This window comes from Tenacibaculum sp. 190524A05c, assembly GCF_964036595.1.
Taxonomy (GTDB): Bacteria; Bacteroidota; Bacteroidia; order Flavobacteriales; family Flavobacteriaceae; genus Polaribacter; species Polaribacter platacis.
On the sequence record NZ_OZ038523.1, the window covers coordinates 3,859,148 to 3,875,095 of the forward strand.

The 15,948-nt window shown below is 30.9% G+C and carries 19 protein-coding genes; 15 read left to right on the forward strand and 4 right to left on the reverse strand.

The annotated features are described in order from the left end of the window. A complete protein-coding gene (locus ABNT61_RS17325) occupies positions 1-846 on the forward strand; it encodes an alpha/beta fold hydrolase (RefSeq protein WP_348744131.1) in 846 nt (281 codons plus the stop codon). Next, entirely contained in the window at positions 843-1,898 is a 1,056-nt protein-coding gene (locus tag ABNT61_RS17330) for a chorismate-binding protein (protein WP_348744132.1), read from the forward strand. The genes ABNT61_RS17325 and ABNT61_RS17330 overlap by 4 nt, the downstream gene beginning before the upstream one ends. A gap of 81 nt (positions 1,899-1,979) precedes the next feature. On the opposite strand, the gene ABNT61_RS17335 is transcribed toward ABNT61_RS17330, so the two are convergent. Together ABNT61_RS17335 and ABNT61_RS17340 are read right to left on the reverse strand one after the other, a co-directional pair. Next, the gene (locus tag ABNT61_RS17335; protein ID WP_348713361.1) at positions 1,980-2,342 is read right to left on the reverse strand and encodes a PUR family DNA/RNA-binding protein; all 363 of its coding nucleotides are present in this window, start codon (positions 2,340-2,342) and stop codon (positions 1,980-1,982) included. A gap of 82 nt (positions 2,343-2,424) precedes the next feature. Beyond that, positions 2,425-4,179: an ABC transporter ATP-binding protein gene (locus tag ABNT61_RS17340; RefSeq protein WP_348744133.1), complete on the reverse strand. Its 1,755-nt coding sequence runs from the start codon at positions 4,177-4,179 to the stop codon at positions 2,425-2,427. 168 nt (positions 4,180-4,347) lie between these two features. Between ABNT61_RS17340 and ABNT61_RS17345 the strand changes: the two genes are divergently transcribed. From ABNT61_RS17345 to ABNT61_RS17400, 12 genes are all read left to right on the forward strand, one after another. After that, on the forward strand, positions 4,348-5,448 hold the full coding sequence (locus tag ABNT61_RS17345; protein ID WP_348722188.1) for a Glu/Leu/Phe/Val dehydrogenase: 1,101 nt from the start codon (positions 4,348-4,350) through the stop codon (positions 5,446-5,448). A 78-nt stretch (positions 5,449-5,526) separates the two neighbouring features. Beyond that, positions 5,527-6,465, forward strand: a complete 939-nt coding sequence (nusB, locus tag ABNT61_RS17350) for a transcription antitermination factor NusB (protein ID WP_348713366.1) — start codon at positions 5,527-5,529, stop codon at positions 6,463-6,465. A gap of 40 nt (positions 6,466-6,505) precedes the next feature. Next, on the forward strand, positions 6,506-6,970 hold the full coding sequence (locus tag ABNT61_RS17355) for a DUF1573 domain-containing protein (RefSeq protein WP_348713367.1): 465 nt from the start codon (positions 6,506-6,508) through the stop codon (positions 6,968-6,970). Next, entirely contained in the window at positions 6,970-7,278 is a 309-nt protein-coding gene (gene yajC, locus ABNT61_RS17360; RefSeq protein ID WP_348744134.1) for a preprotein translocase subunit YajC, read from the forward strand. The genes ABNT61_RS17355 and yajC overlap by 1 nt, the downstream gene beginning before the upstream one ends. Before the next feature lie 78 nt (positions 7,279-7,356). Continuing rightward, the gene (locus ABNT61_RS17365; protein ID WP_348744135.1) at positions 7,357-8,289 is read left to right on the forward strand and encodes a YbbR-like domain-containing protein; all 933 of its coding nucleotides are present in this window, start codon (positions 7,357-7,359) and stop codon (positions 8,287-8,289) included. Between the two features lie 4 nt (positions 8,290-8,293). After that, positions 8,294-8,872: a dephospho-CoA kinase gene (gene coaE, locus ABNT61_RS17370; RefSeq protein WP_348744136.1), complete on the forward strand. Its 579-nt coding sequence runs from the start codon at positions 8,294-8,296 to the stop codon at positions 8,870-8,872. A 121-nt stretch (positions 8,873-8,993) separates the two neighbouring features. Next, positions 8,994-10,562, forward strand: coding sequence for a HAMP domain-containing sensor histidine kinase (locus ABNT61_RS17375; protein WP_348744137.1), 1,569 nt, complete (start codon positions 8,994-8,996; stop codon positions 10,560-10,562). Positions 10,563-10,580: 18 nt separating this feature from the next. After that, entirely contained in the window at positions 10,581-11,282 is a 702-nt protein-coding gene (locus ABNT61_RS17380) for a response regulator transcription factor (protein ID WP_100925301.1), read from the forward strand. A 74-nt stretch (positions 11,283-11,356) separates the two neighbouring features. Next, on the forward strand, positions 11,357-11,977 hold the full coding sequence (locus ABNT61_RS17385) for an L-threonylcarbamoyladenylate synthase (protein WP_348722181.1): 621 nt from the start codon (positions 11,357-11,359) through the stop codon (positions 11,975-11,977). Continuing rightward, complete coding sequence (locus ABNT61_RS17390) at positions 11,967-12,668, forward strand: ceramidase domain-containing protein (RefSeq protein WP_348744138.1); 702 nt, start codon at positions 11,967-11,969, stop codon at positions 12,666-12,668. Before ABNT61_RS17385 ends, ABNT61_RS17390 begins: the two co-directional genes overlap by 11 nt. Beyond that, entirely contained in the window at positions 12,658-13,380 is a 723-nt protein-coding gene (locus tag ABNT61_RS17395; RefSeq protein ID WP_348744139.1) for a YafY family protein, read from the forward strand. Before ABNT61_RS17390 ends, ABNT61_RS17395 begins: the two co-directional genes overlap by 11 nt. Before the next feature lie 39 nt (positions 13,381-13,419). After that, a complete protein-coding gene (locus tag ABNT61_RS17400; protein WP_348744140.1) occupies positions 13,420-13,878 on the forward strand; it encodes a GyrI-like domain-containing protein in 459 nt (152 codons plus the stop codon). Between the two features lie 152 nt (positions 13,879-14,030). On the opposite strand, the gene ABNT61_RS17405 is transcribed toward ABNT61_RS17400, so the two are convergent. Beyond that, positions 14,031-15,029, reverse strand: a complete 999-nt coding sequence (locus tag ABNT61_RS17405) for a glycosyltransferase family 2 protein (protein WP_348744141.1) — start codon at positions 15,027-15,029, stop codon at positions 14,031-14,033. A gap of 47 nt (positions 15,030-15,076) precedes the next feature. Next, positions 15,077-15,523, reverse strand: a complete 447-nt coding sequence (locus ABNT61_RS17410; protein WP_348744142.1) for a type I restriction enzyme HsdR N-terminal domain-containing protein — start codon at positions 15,521-15,523, stop codon at positions 15,077-15,079. 44 nt (positions 15,524-15,567) lie between these two features. On the opposite strand from ABNT61_RS17410, the gene ABNT61_RS17415 reads away from it, so the two are divergent. Further along, positions 15,568-15,948, forward strand: a complete 381-nt coding sequence (locus ABNT61_RS17415) for a DUF4345 domain-containing protein (RefSeq protein WP_348744143.1) — start codon at positions 15,568-15,570, stop codon at positions 15,946-15,948.

Sequence of the window (15,948 nt, forward strand, 5' to 3'; positions counted from 1 at the left end):
GTGTTTAAAAAAATACTAAAGATCGTTTCAATAATTTTACTTGTCTTATTAATTGGGGTGTATACCTTATTTACAATTTTCACAGCTCCAAAATCTGATGAAGCAATTTTGAAAGCTTATGAAAAGAGTTATATACAACCAAGTTTAACTCATGAAAAGTATAAGGATTTTTCGTATAGGAAAATATCGATTCAAAACGATACTGTGCTTCCAACCTTGGTTTTTGTTCATGGAACTATTGGGTCTTTGAATGATTTTTCTAAATATATGGCGGATAGCTTGCTGCAAAGTAAGTTTAATATGATTGCTTATGATAGGATTGGATATAATTATGAGGATAAAAATTCAGTTCAGGAAAGTATTGCTTTCGAGAACGAAATGCTTCTAGATTTAATTAAAGAATTACCTAAAGAAAAAGTAGTGCTTGTCGGGTATTCTTATGGTGGTCCAATTGCTCTATCAGTAAAGGAGAAATTAAAAAAGATAATTTTATTAGCACCAGCAGTTCATAGTGCGGTAGAACCTATGCCGTGGATGCTAAATTTTTATAAATGGAAAATTACAAGATGGTTGGTTCCTAAAGTTTGGAAACAAGCATCTAAAGAGAAGATTTCACATAGAGAAGATTTAAAAAAGTTCGAATCTAATTGGAATATTACACCAAACAAAGTTGTAAGTATTCATGGAACTAGTGATTGGATTGTGCCATATGAAAATTCAAAAATGCTTGAGGAGCAATTTGATAAAGAGCAATTTAATCTGGTTGATTTAGATAAAGGAAATCATGGCTTAGTTTGGTCTAACTTTGATTTTATAAAAGAACAATTATTAAAGTACGCAGATTGAAAATATTTGAAGATATACAAAGAGCACTTTCGAATGAGATGCCTTTTGTAGTTTATAATACACCTAACTCGGATTTCATAAAAGCCTTTTTTCAGGTTAATAACACTGTTTACGAACCCAAAGATTATTTAGAATCAGGTTTTGTTTTTGCTCCTTTTGATAATAAAGAAAAGGCAATTTTAATTCCAACAGAAAAATCTCAATTCATATCTGAAAGAATAAGTTTTGATGCTAAATTCTCTCCGAGTATTGAGTACGGACCAGATAATTCTCAAAAAGAATTCCACATAAACTTGGTTGAAAATGGTATAAATGAAATTGTGAATAACAAGTTTCAGAAAGTTGTTTTGTCCAGGAGGGAACAAGTAAGTCTAGAGTCGAGTTTTGATATTGAAATGGTATTTAAAAAATTAATTAGTAAATACCGAACAGCATTTGTATACTTGTGGTATCATCCTAAAGTTGGAAAGTGGATGGGAGCTACACCTGAAACTTTGATAGGAGTTAAGAACAAGGAGTTTAAAACAATGTCTTTAGCAGGAACTCAATTGTATAAAGAAGGAGAAAAGGCAAAATGGTCTTCCAAAGAAATTGAAGAGCAGTATATTGTTACGGATTATATAAAATCTAGGCTGGAGAGGACTATCCAAGATTTATCAGTAGATGAAGTTGAGACTATTCAGATAGGGAATTTATTGCACTTAAGAACTTTGATTTCTGGTAGTGTTGAAAAGAATATTTCTAGTTTAATTGATATTCTTCATCCAACGCCTGCAGTTTGTGGGTTTCCAAAAGAAGAGGCTAAGGAGTTTATTTTGCAAAACGAGGGCTATAATCGTAAGTTTTATACCGGTTTTCTAGGCGAGTTAAATATCGAAGAAGATGAAAATTTTACAATGTCCAATTTATATGTCAATCTAAGATGTATGGAGATTATATCTAATACTTTAATAGATGTCTATGTTGGTGGCGGAGTAACGAAGGAAAGTAATGCTGAAAAAGAATGGGAAGAAACTGTTGCTAAATCAAAAGCAATGAAAAGCGTCTTATAAAAAGAAAAACCACCAAAAAAGTTGCAATAACAACTTATTAAGTGGCTTTTACTTTGTGTAAATTGAATTTGAATTAAAATCTTATATGTCGTCAAATGAAACGTCAGTAAAGCTTTCAGTTGTTTGCTCAACATATCCGTTTTCATCGTGTTTTTTAAAGTCTTTTTGGTGTCTTTCGCTAATTACTTCGCTTCCTTTTTTATCAATGATAAAGTCAGTAGCTTTATTTAGCATTTCTTTGAAATCACTAAAATCTTCTTTGTATAAGTAGATTTTATGTTTTTGATAATGGAAAGACCCATCATCATGAGTAAACTTTTTACTTTCAGTAACAGTTAAATAGTAATCGTCAGCTTTGGTTGCTCTAACGTCAAAAAAATATGTTCTTCTTCCAGCACGTAATACTTGTGAAAAGATTTCTTCTTGTTCTACTCTCTCGCTCATAATTCGAAGTCTTAAAATCGTAGTTTATTTCATTTTTACGTAAACAAATCTAACAAAATATTTTACTTGAACACACAAATCTCTAAATTTCTTTTTCTAGGAGTTGCTGTTCGTAAAGGTTTTTGTAAGCTCCTTCTTTTGTTATTAGTTGATTGTGAGTTCCTTGTTCGATTATTTTACCATCTTCTAAAATAATGATCTTGTCCGCATTTTTAGCAGATGATACTCTATGACTAATAATGAAGGTTGTTTTGTTTTTTGATACCTTTTCTAGATTTGAAAGGATACGTTCCTCAGTTTCAGTGTCTACAGCAGATAAACAATCATCGAATACTAGGATTTTTGGATCTTTAATAATAGCTCGTGCAATTGAGGTTCTTTGTTTTTGTCCACCAGACAAAGTAACTCCACGTTCTCCTAAAATAGTTTGATATCCATCTGTAAAGCCAACTATGTTTTCGTGAATTACAGCATTTTTAGCTGCCGTAATAATCTCTTCTTCTGTTGCGTCGTCTTTACCAAATTTGATGTTGTTTTCTATGGTGTCAGAAAATAGAAATGGATCTTGAGGTACAAAACCAATCTGATCTCTTACATCGTCTAGATTCAAGTCTTTTATAGGTTTTCCATCAATTAACACAGTTCCTTCCGTTGCATCATACATTCTTGCGATCATATTCACGATAGAAGATTTTCCACTACCTGTTTTTCCCATTATGGCTAAAGTTTCGCCTTCTGCCACTGAAAAGCTAATATCTTTTAAAGCTGTAATATTGGTGTCATCGTAGGTCAGTGAAACATTTTTAAATGTAATTTCACCATCAATATTTGTTCTTTCTGAAGCTGAATTCTGTATTTCTGGAACTTGTTCTAAAAATTCATTAATTCTTGTTTGTGAAGCCTCTGCTTGTTGAATTATTGAAGTAACCCAACCAACAATGGCTACTGGCCAAGTAAGAATGTTTACATATAAAATAAATTCGGCAATTACTCCAATTTGAATTTCTCCGGCAATATATTGTTTACCTCCAATATATAATACAAGAATATTACTTATTCCAATTAACAAAATCATTAGAGGGAAGAATAACGCTTGAACTTTAGATAATTCTATATTTTTCTCTTTAGCTTCATCCGCTAATTGATTGAAGTTAGAAAAAACAGAACTTTCAATTGCATATGATTTCACAACATTAATTCCAGAGAAAAACTCTTGGTTAAAAGTGGTAAGCTTAGATAAATATTGTTGTACAATAGTTGTCTTTTTATTTATCTCTCTGCTTAATAGGAATATTGATAGTGATAGAATTGGAAAAGGAATTAATGTATATAAAGTTAATTCATAATCGGTGTTAAGCATTTTTGTAAACCCAATAGCAAATAATACAATCATGTTTAAGGAGTACATAATTGCTGGGCCAAAATACATTCTCACTTTCGATACATCCTCAGAAATGCGATTCATCAAATCTCCAGTTCTATTTTTCTTGTAAAAATTTACAGATAGGTTCTGGTATTGTTGATAAATTTCATTTTTTAAATCAAATTCGATCAGTCTAGAAACAACAATTATGGTTTGCCTCATCAAGAAAGTGAAAAAACCAGCCAATAAGGTTACTCCAATAATGATTAAAATATTGATGAATAACTCATGTTTAACAACTGATAAGTCTGTTTGTTTTCCTCTCGCATAATCTTCAACAATATTCAAAGAATTTTTGATGATCTCTGGTATTTTTAATGCGAGTAATTTCGATAAAATTGTGATAATGATACCGATAAACAATCTCCATTTGTATTTGACAAAATATTTGTTAAGATATTGTAATGCTTTCAATTTTTTAATGTTTGTGTAAGAAATATGATAATTCAACAAAATTTACGCACGGTTGTTATAATATTCTTAATTTCAGAAGGGATTATTGCTTGGTAATTATGAAATTCATATTTTTGTTACCTATTAATTTGAAGAATGATAATTTTCTTCATTTAAAACAAACACTATATGATGTCTGAAATTATTGATACTAAAGACCTTAAAAACGATCCTGTTTTTGGGCAACTATCTTTCGATGGTCACGAGCAAATCGTTTTTTGCAATGACGAAGATACAGGATTAAAAGCAATTATTGGTATTCACAATACAACTTTAGGACCTGCTTTAGGAGGAACTAGAATGTGGCAGTACAAAACAGAGTGGGAGGCATTAAATGATGTTTTACGTTTGTCTCGTGGAATGACTTATAAGTCAGCAATTACTGGTTTAAACTTAGGTGGAGGTAAAGCTGTTATTATAGGTGATGCAAAAACACAAAAGAATGATGCTTTAATGAGAAAGTTTGGTGAGTTTGTAAATTCATTAAGCGGAAAATATATTACAGCAGAAGACGTGGGTATGGAAACTCGCGATATGGATATTATTAGAGAAGTTACTCCTCATGTAACTGGAGTTTCTGAATCAATCGGAGGATCTGGAAATCCTTCTCCTGTAACTGCTTATGGAGTTTACATGGGAATGAAGGCTGCAGCTAAGTACAAGTTTGGATCTGATAACTTAGAAGGAAAGAAAGTATTAGTTCAAGGAGTTGGACATGTTGGTGAAACTTTAGTAAAACACATTACTGACGAAGGAGCTCAAGTAATATTAAATGATATTAACGAAGCTCGTTTAGAAGAGTTAAGTAAAAAATATAACGCTAACGTAGTTTTAGGTAACGATATTTATGGATTAGATCTTGATATCTATGCACCATGTGCATTAGGAGCTACTGTAAATGATGAAAGTATCGCTCAATTAAAAGCATCTGTAATTGCTGGAGCGGCAAATAATCAGTTAGCAAATGAGTTAAGACACGGTAAAATGTTAAGAGAGAAAGGTATAGCTTACGCACCTGATTTCTTAATTAATGCAGGAGGAATTATCAATGTATATGCAGAAGTTGAAGGATATGATAAATCTGAAAGTATTAAGAGAACTGAAAATATTTACAATACAACATTAGAGATTTTTGATTTAGCTGAGAAGGAAAATATTACTACTCACCAAGCTGCTTTCAATATTGCGCAAGGAAGAATTGACCAGCGTAAAAAAGAGCAAAATAGCTAGAACAGAACCAATAAATATTTTATTTTTGCGGGGCGATAGAAATTAATTCTATCGCCTTTTTTTAAAGTTCCTCATTTAATGATAAATAGAAGACATATTCGTTTAAAGGTAATGCAGTCTGTGTACGCAATGCATCAGGCAAACACTTCAGACTTAGTTAAAGAAGAAAAGTTCTTGAAGTTCAGCATTCAAAAAATGTATGATTTATACGTCTTAAATCTTCAGCTTTTAGTTGAAGTTCAGAAATTAGCCTCAAAGAAAATTGAGCTTTCTAAAAAGAAAATCTTAGCAACTAAAGAGGATTTAAATCCTAATGTAAAGTTTGTTAATAATAAGTTGATTAACCAAATCAGAGAAAGTGTAAGTCTTGAGGGGTATTTGGAATTAAATAAACTTAATAACTGGGATTTAGAAGAAGAATATGTGAAAATTATCTGGGAGAAGTTAAATACAAGTAGTCTTTATGAAGATTATATGAAGTCTTCAGAAGATTCTTATCATGAAGATAGAATTTTTGTTGTAAACTTCTTCAAAGAAATTATTGCTCCTGATGAGAAATTAGCTGATTATTTTGAAGACACAATGATTTCTTGGGTTGATGATATTCCTTTTGTTAATACGTGGATTGTAAAAACGTTGAATAAACAGAAGAAAGATAGTCCTTTTGTATTAGGTCAATTATACAAGGATGATGAGGATAAAAAGTTTGTATCTGATTTGTTTACTAAAGTGATGTTAAATCAACACAAGTATGATGAAGATATTAAAGAGAAAACTCCAAACTGGGAAGCAGATAGAATTGCTGACATTGACATGATTTTAATCAAGATGGCAATTACAGAGTTCTTACATTTCTCTTCAATTCCAAGTAGAGTATCTATTAATGAATACATCGAATTAGCTAAAGATTATTCTACAAACAAAAGTGGTTACTTTATCAATGGAGTTTTAGATAAAATTGCTAAGGATTATATGGAGAATAACAAGATGGTGAAAATAGGAAGAGGTTTATTATAAAAAAATAAATATTTTTGTTCAAGTTAAAAACCAAATAAAAATGAAGAAAATAATCGCAATTTTAGCATTAACAGTTTCATTTAGCGCAATGGTTTCTTGTAAAAAAGGAAACGCTGCAGCTAAAGTAAAGCAAGAAAATGTAACAGAAGCTAATCAAAGAGATAAGGAAATAAGTCAAGGAGCACCATCAATTTCATTTGATAGAGAAGTTCATGATTTCGGTACTGTAGAAGAAGGATTTGTTGTTGAGACATCTTTTAAAGTAACAAATACAGGAAAATCTGATTTAGTTATTACTGATGCTAAAGCAACTTGTGGTTGTACAGTTCCAACTTGGCCAAAAGAACCTATTAAGCCAGGAGATTCTGCTGAAGTTCAAGTAAAGTTTAATACTGCAGGAAAACCAAACAAACAAAGTAAAACAGTAACATTAACTACAAACACTGCAAAAGGTCAGGAGCAGGTTAAAGTTACAGGAATGGTAACTCCAAAAAGTAAAGCTTAATGTTACAAACAATAATATTACAGGCGGACGCTGGTGGTTTAATGCAAATGTTACCATTCGTAGCAATGTTAGGTGTTTTGTATTTCTTTATGATACGTCCTCAAATGGCACGTCAGAAGAAAGAAAAATCATTTAGAGCTGAAATCAAGAAAGGAGCAAAAGTTGTTACTACAAGCGGAATTCATGGGAGAATAGTTGAGATTAACGATAAGAATAATACTGTTGTTATTGAAACTGGAGCAGGAAAAATCAGATTCGAAAGAGCTGCAATTTCTATGGAGCTAACGCAGAAACAAATTGAAAAGTAATTTTCAGGATAATAAATATATAAAGTGAGCTTTTTGCTCACTTTTTTGTTTTTAATTAGATTGCAATAAATATTTTCTTTGAAAACTCTAAAAAACATACCTAAAATATTTTTAAGCTTTTTAGCTGCTTCTTTCTTGATGTGGTTTTTAATCAATTTATCTAAAGAATATAAAACTGAAGTTGTATTCGATTTAGATTATGAAAACTTGCCTCAGGAAAAAGTATTTAGAGAAACTCCAACTAATCAGATTAGACTGCTTATTAAGGGGAATGGATTTAAGCTTTTTTCTACTAATCTTTTTAGTAAAAAAGTGAAATTGTCTCTGGATAAATACAAAAGAAAAAAGAGAAAATATTACTTGTTGGCTGATGAGCAAAGTTCTGAAATACAAGGTCAATTAAAATCTGGGTTAGAGTTAGTAGATGTTTTAGATGATACTATTCATTTAAACTTAGGGACTTTTAGAACTAAGAAAGTTCCTGTTACCTTCACTAATACAATAAAATTCAAAACAGGTTATGGTTTATCGAATGTTGAAATTAAACCTGATAGCGTTTTAATTTCGGGACCGGAAGATGAAATAGATGCAATCAATAATATCGCTACAACCAATGTTGAATTAAGTGAGGTTTCCGAGGATGTGAATATCAAAATAGATTTAAATATATCTGAAGGATTTAAGAATATTAAGTTGAGTGATAGTGAAATTCAAGCTCATATTTTCACGGATAAGTATACTGAAGGTACGTTTGAACTTCCAATAAACGTAACCAATATTCCTTCTAAGTTAGATTTAAAAGTGTATCCTAAGAAGGTGACAGTAACCTATAAGGTAGGTTTAAAAAATTACAGTAAAATCACTGAGGACTCTTTTGAAATTGTATGTGATTATAAGTCATCAGTAGATAAAGGATTAACCTATCTGGTTCCGAAGTTTAAGAAAAAGTCGAATTTGGTTTCTTCAGTAAGGATCTCGCCTCAGAAGATTGATTTTTTAATTCAAAAATAAAAAGATGTTAGTAGGTTTAACTGGTGGAATTGGAAGTGGAAAAACAACGATCGCAAAATTGTTATCAGAATTCAATAATGTTATTGTTTATTTTGCTGATGAAGAAGCTAAAAACCTTATGAATACTTCGAATGAAATCAAGGAGAAGCTAATTCATGAGTTTTCTGAAGAAGTATACAAGGACGGGAAATTAAACCGACCTTATTTAGCCGGAATTGTTTTTAAAGATAAACAGAAGTTAAATATATTAAACTCAATTGTTCATCCTGTTGTAAAACAACATCTTCAAGATTTTATTAAAGAACACTCTGATAAGAGCTATATTTTATATGAAAATGCAATTCTTTTCGAGAATGGTAGTAGTTTATTATGTGACAAAATTATAACAGTTACAGCTCCAGAAAAAATAAGAATATCGCGCGTTATGAAAAGAGATAATGCCGGTGAAGAAGAAGTTAAAAATAGGATAAAAAATCAATGGCCTAACGAAAAGAAAACGATCCAATCTCACTACATAATCAATAACCTAAATTTAGAAACTGTTAAGGATCAGTTAGTTAAAATTCATAATAAATTAACATAAAGTTAGTCTTCGGTTATTGATATTTTAACATAAATCTTAAATTTTTCTTAAAAACACATTATCTTTGTTAATCTAAGTTAAAAGCATTTCTACCTTTGGCTTAAAAAAGTACATTTGAATAATGGGAAGGAGAATTTTTATTCTAATTGTGGTTTTAATGAGTATTTCGTTGATCGGAATCATTGCTGTTCAACTGTATTGGGTTAAAGATGCTGTGAAAAGCAAGCAATTAGAGTTTGAAAATAATGTAACAATCGCACTCGCTAAAACATCTGAAAGGATCAAAAAGAGAGAGTACGATGAATTTGTGGATAGACACAGGTCGTTCTTTGAAAATAATAAGGCCAGATCTAATGCAGAAATAAAGAATTATTTATTTCAACAAATAGATACGGTAAGCAAGCAAAAGTTCACTTTTGGAGCTACTATTTTAGAGGAGAATTTTAAAATTCCTGTTGACTTTGTTGGAAACGATACAGTTATCATTAAAAGATTTACAGGAAAAGAAGATTTTTTATATACTAAAACGTTTGGGGCAGAAGACAGTAAGTTTAAAACGTTTACAGATGAAAATAGCTATTCAAGATATATGACTTATCCTAGTTGGGAAAAAGAACAGTTTGAATACTTATTTAGTCAAAATAAAAAGTTTACTCCAATTCATAAAAGAATTAGTAGTAGAGAATTGAATAATACCTTAAAGGACGAATTATCAAAAATGAATATTCGTCAGAAATTTAAATTTGGTGTATATGAAGGAGGTTTAGCTACACCAATTAAATCAGGGTATTTTAAAATTGATGAACACGATAATTATTTTTATCCTCTGTTTGAAGACGATAACGGTAACAGTAATTACAAATTGTACGTTTCGTTTCCCGATGAAAGAAAAAGTTTGTTATCCGGTATGATTAAAGCATTGCTTATATCATTATTATTTATTGGAATAATTATTGCGGCATTTTCAACATCATTATATCAGTTAATACGTCAAAAGAAAATCTCTGAGATTAAAACAGATTTTATCAATAACATGACGCATGAGTTTAAAACACCTATTGCGACTATTAATTTAGCTTTAGATGCTATTAAAAACCCGAAAATTATTAGAGATGAAGATAAAGTGAGACGTTATGTTCAAATGATTAGAGACGAGAACAAACGTATGCATGGACAGGTAGAAAATGTTCTTAGAATATCGAAATTAGAAAAAAATCAGATCGATATTACGAAAGAAGCTGTAGAAGCTCACGACATAATAGAGGAGGCTATTGATCATGTGAGTTTATTAGTTTCAGATAAACAAGGAACTATTGATGTTCAGTTTAATGCAATATCGTCTGAGGTTTTAGGAAATAAGTTTCATTTAACGAATGTAATTGTAAACATGTTAGAAAACGCAATTAAATATTCAGATGAAGCTCCGAAAATAAATGTGTATACAGAGAATACAAACAAATTCTTCATTTTTAAGGTTAAGGATGAAGGAATAGGAATGAGCAAAAATGCTCAAAAATATGTTTTCAATAAGTTTTATAGAGAACATAAAGGAAATATTCACAATGTTAAAGGTCATGGACTAGGATTAGCATATGTGAAGGAAATTGTAGACAACCATCACGGAACCGTTTACGTGGAAAGTGAAAAAGGGAAAGGAAGTACGTTTACAGTAAAATTACCATTAATATAAATTTGAAGGGTACATAAAATGGGAACTAGAAAAATTCTATTAGTAGAAGACGATCCAAATTTTGGAACAGTCTTAAAAGATTATTTAGCATTGAACGATTATAACGTTACACATGCTAAAGATGGTATTGAAGGTTTAATTATGTTTAAAAATTCTGAGTACGATTTATGCATATTAGACGTTATGATGCCAAGAAAAGATGGTTTTTCTTTAGCTGAAGACATTAGGTCGACAAATAAAGAAGTGCCAATTATTTTTTTAACAGCTAAAACGTTAAAAGAAGATGTATTAAAAGGGTATCAAGTTGGAGCAGATGACTATTTGAATAAGCCTTTTGATTCTGAAGTTTTATTACACAAGATTAAAGCAATTTTGCAACGTAAAGAAACTGAAAAATCTAAAGATGATGATCAGTTTGAATTTACAATCGGAAAATTCGCATTCAATTCTAAATTACGACACCTTTCTTTTAATGGAGACGATCCCCAAAAATTATCTCCAAAAGAAAGCAAGTTATTAAGAATGTTAGCTATTCATAAGAATGATTTAATGCCAAGAGAATTAGCATTAACAAAAATATGGAGAGACGATAACTACTTTACATCTCGTAGTATGGATGTATATATAGCCAAACTAAGAAAGTATTTAAAACTAGACGAACAAGTTGAAATTTTAAATATCCATGGAGAAGGTTTCAGACTTATCGAGAACGAAGCATAACTACTTGAAAATATTAAAAAAACTTCCAGCATTTTGTTGGAAGTTTTTTTATTTTTAATATCCAGCAAAGAAAGATGGCACAGTTTATTAAAATTTATAACGAAAATCCAAACCCGCGAGAGATTGAAAAGGTGGTAAAAGTATTACAGTCCGGTGGTTTGGTAATATATCCAACAGATACTGTATATGGGTTAGGATGCGATATTACAAATACAAAAGCTCTTGAAAAAGTCGCTAAAATCAAAGGTGTTAAGTTAGAGAAAGCTAATTTTTCATTCGTTTGTAATGATTTGAGCCATTTGTCAGATTACGTGAAACAAATCGCAACACCGGTTTATAAGATTTTAAGACGTGCTTTACCGGGTCCGTACACTTTTGTGTTACCAGGTAGTACAAACTTGCCAAAAGCCTTTAAAAAAAGGAAAACAGTCGGAATTCGTATTCCTGATAATAATATTGCTAGAACCATAGTTGAACAATTAGGAAATCCTATTGTATCTACTTCTATTCATGATGAAGATGAAGTTATTGAATACACTACGGATCCAGAATTAATTTTTGAGAAGTGGCAAAATATTGTTGATCTTGTAATTGATGGAGGTTACGGAGATAATCAAGCGTCAACAGTAATCGACTTAACTCAAGATGAACCAGAAATTATAAGAGAAGGAAAAGGAAGTATTGATGTTATTTAGATTATTATTAAAATTTCCTAACGATAGTGGACCTATATATCAAGAAACGATAGAAGGAAGATTACCTGTCGAACCTTTTAATACGTTTAGTAACTTAATTTTTATCGCAATTTTAATTTACTTCGGACGAAAGATTTATAAAACTCCAAAACAACATCCGTTTTTCTTATTTGCAATTCCTGTAATTTTCATTAGTTGGATCGGAGGAACCATGTTTCACGGAACAAGAAGTCATGAGTTTTGGTTAGTTTTAGATTGGCTTCCAATAATGATTGTTTGTTTAGGTGGAATTATTTATTTCATTGGAAAGATAAGGAAAGTGTGGTGGGAGAGAATTTTATTGGTTCTAGGAATTCTTGCTTTATCAATCCTTCCTAGAATGCTTCCGATACCCAATACGTATCGCATTTCTTTTGGTTATTTTATAACAGCTTTAACCGTAGTGGGACCATTTATTTGGTATGCGTATTTAACCAAGTGGAAAAACGCAAAATTCATTTTAATCGGATTCTTAATTTTTGCGCTAGCAGTAACGTTTAGAACTTTGGATAATCTTGTAGTAAAAGGAGATTTAGAACCTATTTTACCAATGGGAACACATTGGTTATGGCATACATTTGGTGGTATAGCTGTGTTTTTTCTACTAAATTATATCTACAAGGATAATGAATTGGTTGTAAATGAAGAATAAACCTCGTATATCCAGACTTACCGCAATCTTAACTCAACTACAAGCTAAAAAGATAGTAACGGCAACAGATTTAGCAGCAAAATATAACGTAAGTGTAAGAACAATTTATAGAGATATTAGAACTTTAGAAGCTTCTGGAATTCCAGTATTCACAGAAGAAGGGAAAGGATATTCTCTTATGGAAGGTTATAACTTGCCTCCTGTTATGTTTTCAGAAGAAGAGGCGAATGCTTTAATTACAGCTGAACATTTAATCAGTAAGAATAAGGATAAGTCTTTGGTGGAAAACTATCAAAGTGCCATCACAAAAATTAAATCTGTTTTTCGTTCATCTCAGAAAGAGAAAATTGATTTATTGTCAGAGAGAATTGCTTTTCGATACAACCCGAAAAATGAAATTACTAGTACAAATTTAGCTAAGATTCAATCAGCGATTACAAACTTTCAACTCACTCAGATTGCTTATAATTCAATAGGAGGAGAGTTTACAAAAAGAGTAATTGAACCTTTTGCATTGTACAGCACAAATGAAAATTGGCTATTAGTTGCTTATTGTAGATTAAGAAAGAACTTTAGAGTTTTTCGAATTGATTATATTGAAAGTATAACCTTACTTCATGAGCACTTTCCTCCACATGAAATGACCCTACAAGAGTATTTCGAAGAGTGTGTCAAAAAAATCTCAAACACCCCTGACAAACCGTTGACATAGTTGCTCAATAATTTTGTGTTGTAATTAAAAATAATGATAATGAAAACAACACGAATGAATTCATTCCAAGTAATTGGAATTAAAGTAAGAACTACAAATGAAAATATGCAAGCAGCTAAAGATATTCCGGCACTTTGGGAACAATTTATGACTAACAATATATTTGAGAAAATCCCAAATAAAGAGAATAATGATGTGTATGCTATTTACACAAATTATGAGAGTGATTACACTGGAGCTTACGACATGATTATCGGTTGTAAAGTTTATAATTTAAATGAAGTGCCTTCTGAGATGTCAGCATTAGAAATTCCTGAAACATCTTATCAAGAATTTACTGCTGAAGGAAAGTTGAATGATAATATCGTTTACAATAAATGGATGGAAATTTGGCAGTCAGAACTAAATCGAGAATATAAAGCTGATTTTGAAATTTATCCTGAAAATGTGGTGCCAACAGAGGATACGAAAGTTCCGATTTATATTTCTGTGAGATAAGCTAACATATAAGAAATAAACTTACGTCATTGCGAACGAAATGGAATGGAGTGAAGCAATCTGTATATCCTGAACTTAATTTGGGATTAAAAAAGAAAGATTACTTATTCGTTCCCTCATCGGAATGACGTTTGTTTTTAAATTAAATTCTTTTATTGGAGTTTTTTAAATTCTGTTTTTCCTAAAACGAAATGTTGCCAAACCACAGATGTATGAACACTATAACTTAGCTTACGTTGAATTTGTCTTCGTTTTTTAATGAATTTTCTCAGGTTTTTATAAAAGCTTAGGTGAGCTTTCAATACTGACCAAGTATGAACTGGACGTAACTCTACCGCAAATTTTAATCCTGCTATTCCATCTAAAATCAAACGAATAAAAATCACAAGAATGACATGTTTTCTAGGAACGTTTTTAAGAATAGTAAACAAACTATTTCTAAAATTTAAGAATGTTTTTCTTGGGTTAGATTCTTGTAAAGTTGCTCCACCAACATGATAAACTGTTGAAGTCCCTACATATTTTACATCGTAACCTTCATTTTGAGATCTCCAGCATAAATCTATTTCTTCTTGGTGTGCAAAGTAATGTTCGTCAAACCCATTTAACTTATGGAAAACTTCACTGCGTATAAAGAAACAAGCTCCTGAAGCCCAAAAAATTTGGGTAATATCATCGAATTGTCCGTTATCTTTTTCTAGATAATTAAAAACACGTCCACGACAATATGGATATCCGAAATAATCTACAAAACCACCACCAGCTCCAGCATATTCGAATTTTTCCTTGTCTTTAAAGTCTAATAATTTAGGCTGGATAATTGCTGTATTTGATTCATTTTCAAAAACCTCAATAATTGGAGGTAACCAATTTGGTGTAACTTCAATATCTGAGTTTATCAAGCAATAAATATCCGCATCTATATGCTGTAAAGCATCGTTATATCCTTTGGCGTATCCACCATTTTCTTCGTTTATAACAATTTTTACTGAAGGAAAATTCGCTTTTACAAAAGCAATTGAATCGTCGGTAGAAGCATTATCAGCAACATAAACTTCAGTATTTCCATCACTATAATTTACAATAGAAGGAAGAAACTGTTCTAGTAATTGCTTACCGTTCCAATTTAATATGACTACAGCAGTTTTCAAGTTGGCAAACTTACACTAATAATATGACTTTAAAATGTAAAGAACTATTAAATTTTATAAGAAGGAATCTCTTTTAAAAAAACATAAGTTTCGTTATCAGGGTCTAGTTTACAGTAATAATGCTCTAAACCGTTGGTAACAATTAAGTAGTTTGCATTTAGTTTTAAATTATATCGCGCTATTTGATCGAATGTATCTTGTGTGATTTTAATATGTGGAGCTTTACATTCAACGATAATATCTGGTGTTCCTTCAGGAGAAAAAACTAAAATATCGGTGCGTTTTTTTAAGTTGTTTATGGTGAACTGTTTTTCAACGGCAACTAGAGATATTGGATAATTCTTCTCTTTGAGGAGGAAATGGATATAATGCTGTCGAACCCATTCTTCTGGTGTAAGAACGATATGTTTTTTTCGAACTTCATCAAAAATTAGATAGTGTTTTTCGTTATTTTTGATTCTGAAAGGATACGAAGGTAAATTCAGTTTTTCCATCGACCAAATGTAATCAATTTCACTTTTTGAATACTCGAGTAAAAATGAAAAATCTTCAGTTACTAATTTCTGCTATTGTGGTTATTGCTGTGAGTTTTGTTTATGGTTTTAATCCTAGTGAGATTTTACCAGCAGTATTTGGTTTTGAAGTAACGGCTATAGACTTGAAAAATATATTTAGAGCCATTATGGGCTTGTATATTTTCTTTGGTGTTTTTTGGATTGTTGGAATTGTTAAAAGTCGTTTTTGGGAAGCTGCAACACTTTCAAATATACTTTTCATGGGAGGTTTGGCATCTGGAAGAATTATTAGCACTTTTGCAGATGGTATTTCCAAACAGTTTTTGATTGGAGCATTTCTTGAATTGATTATGATGTTTTGGGGAATATATAATTTCAAAAAATATAAAAGTAAAATTCGTTAG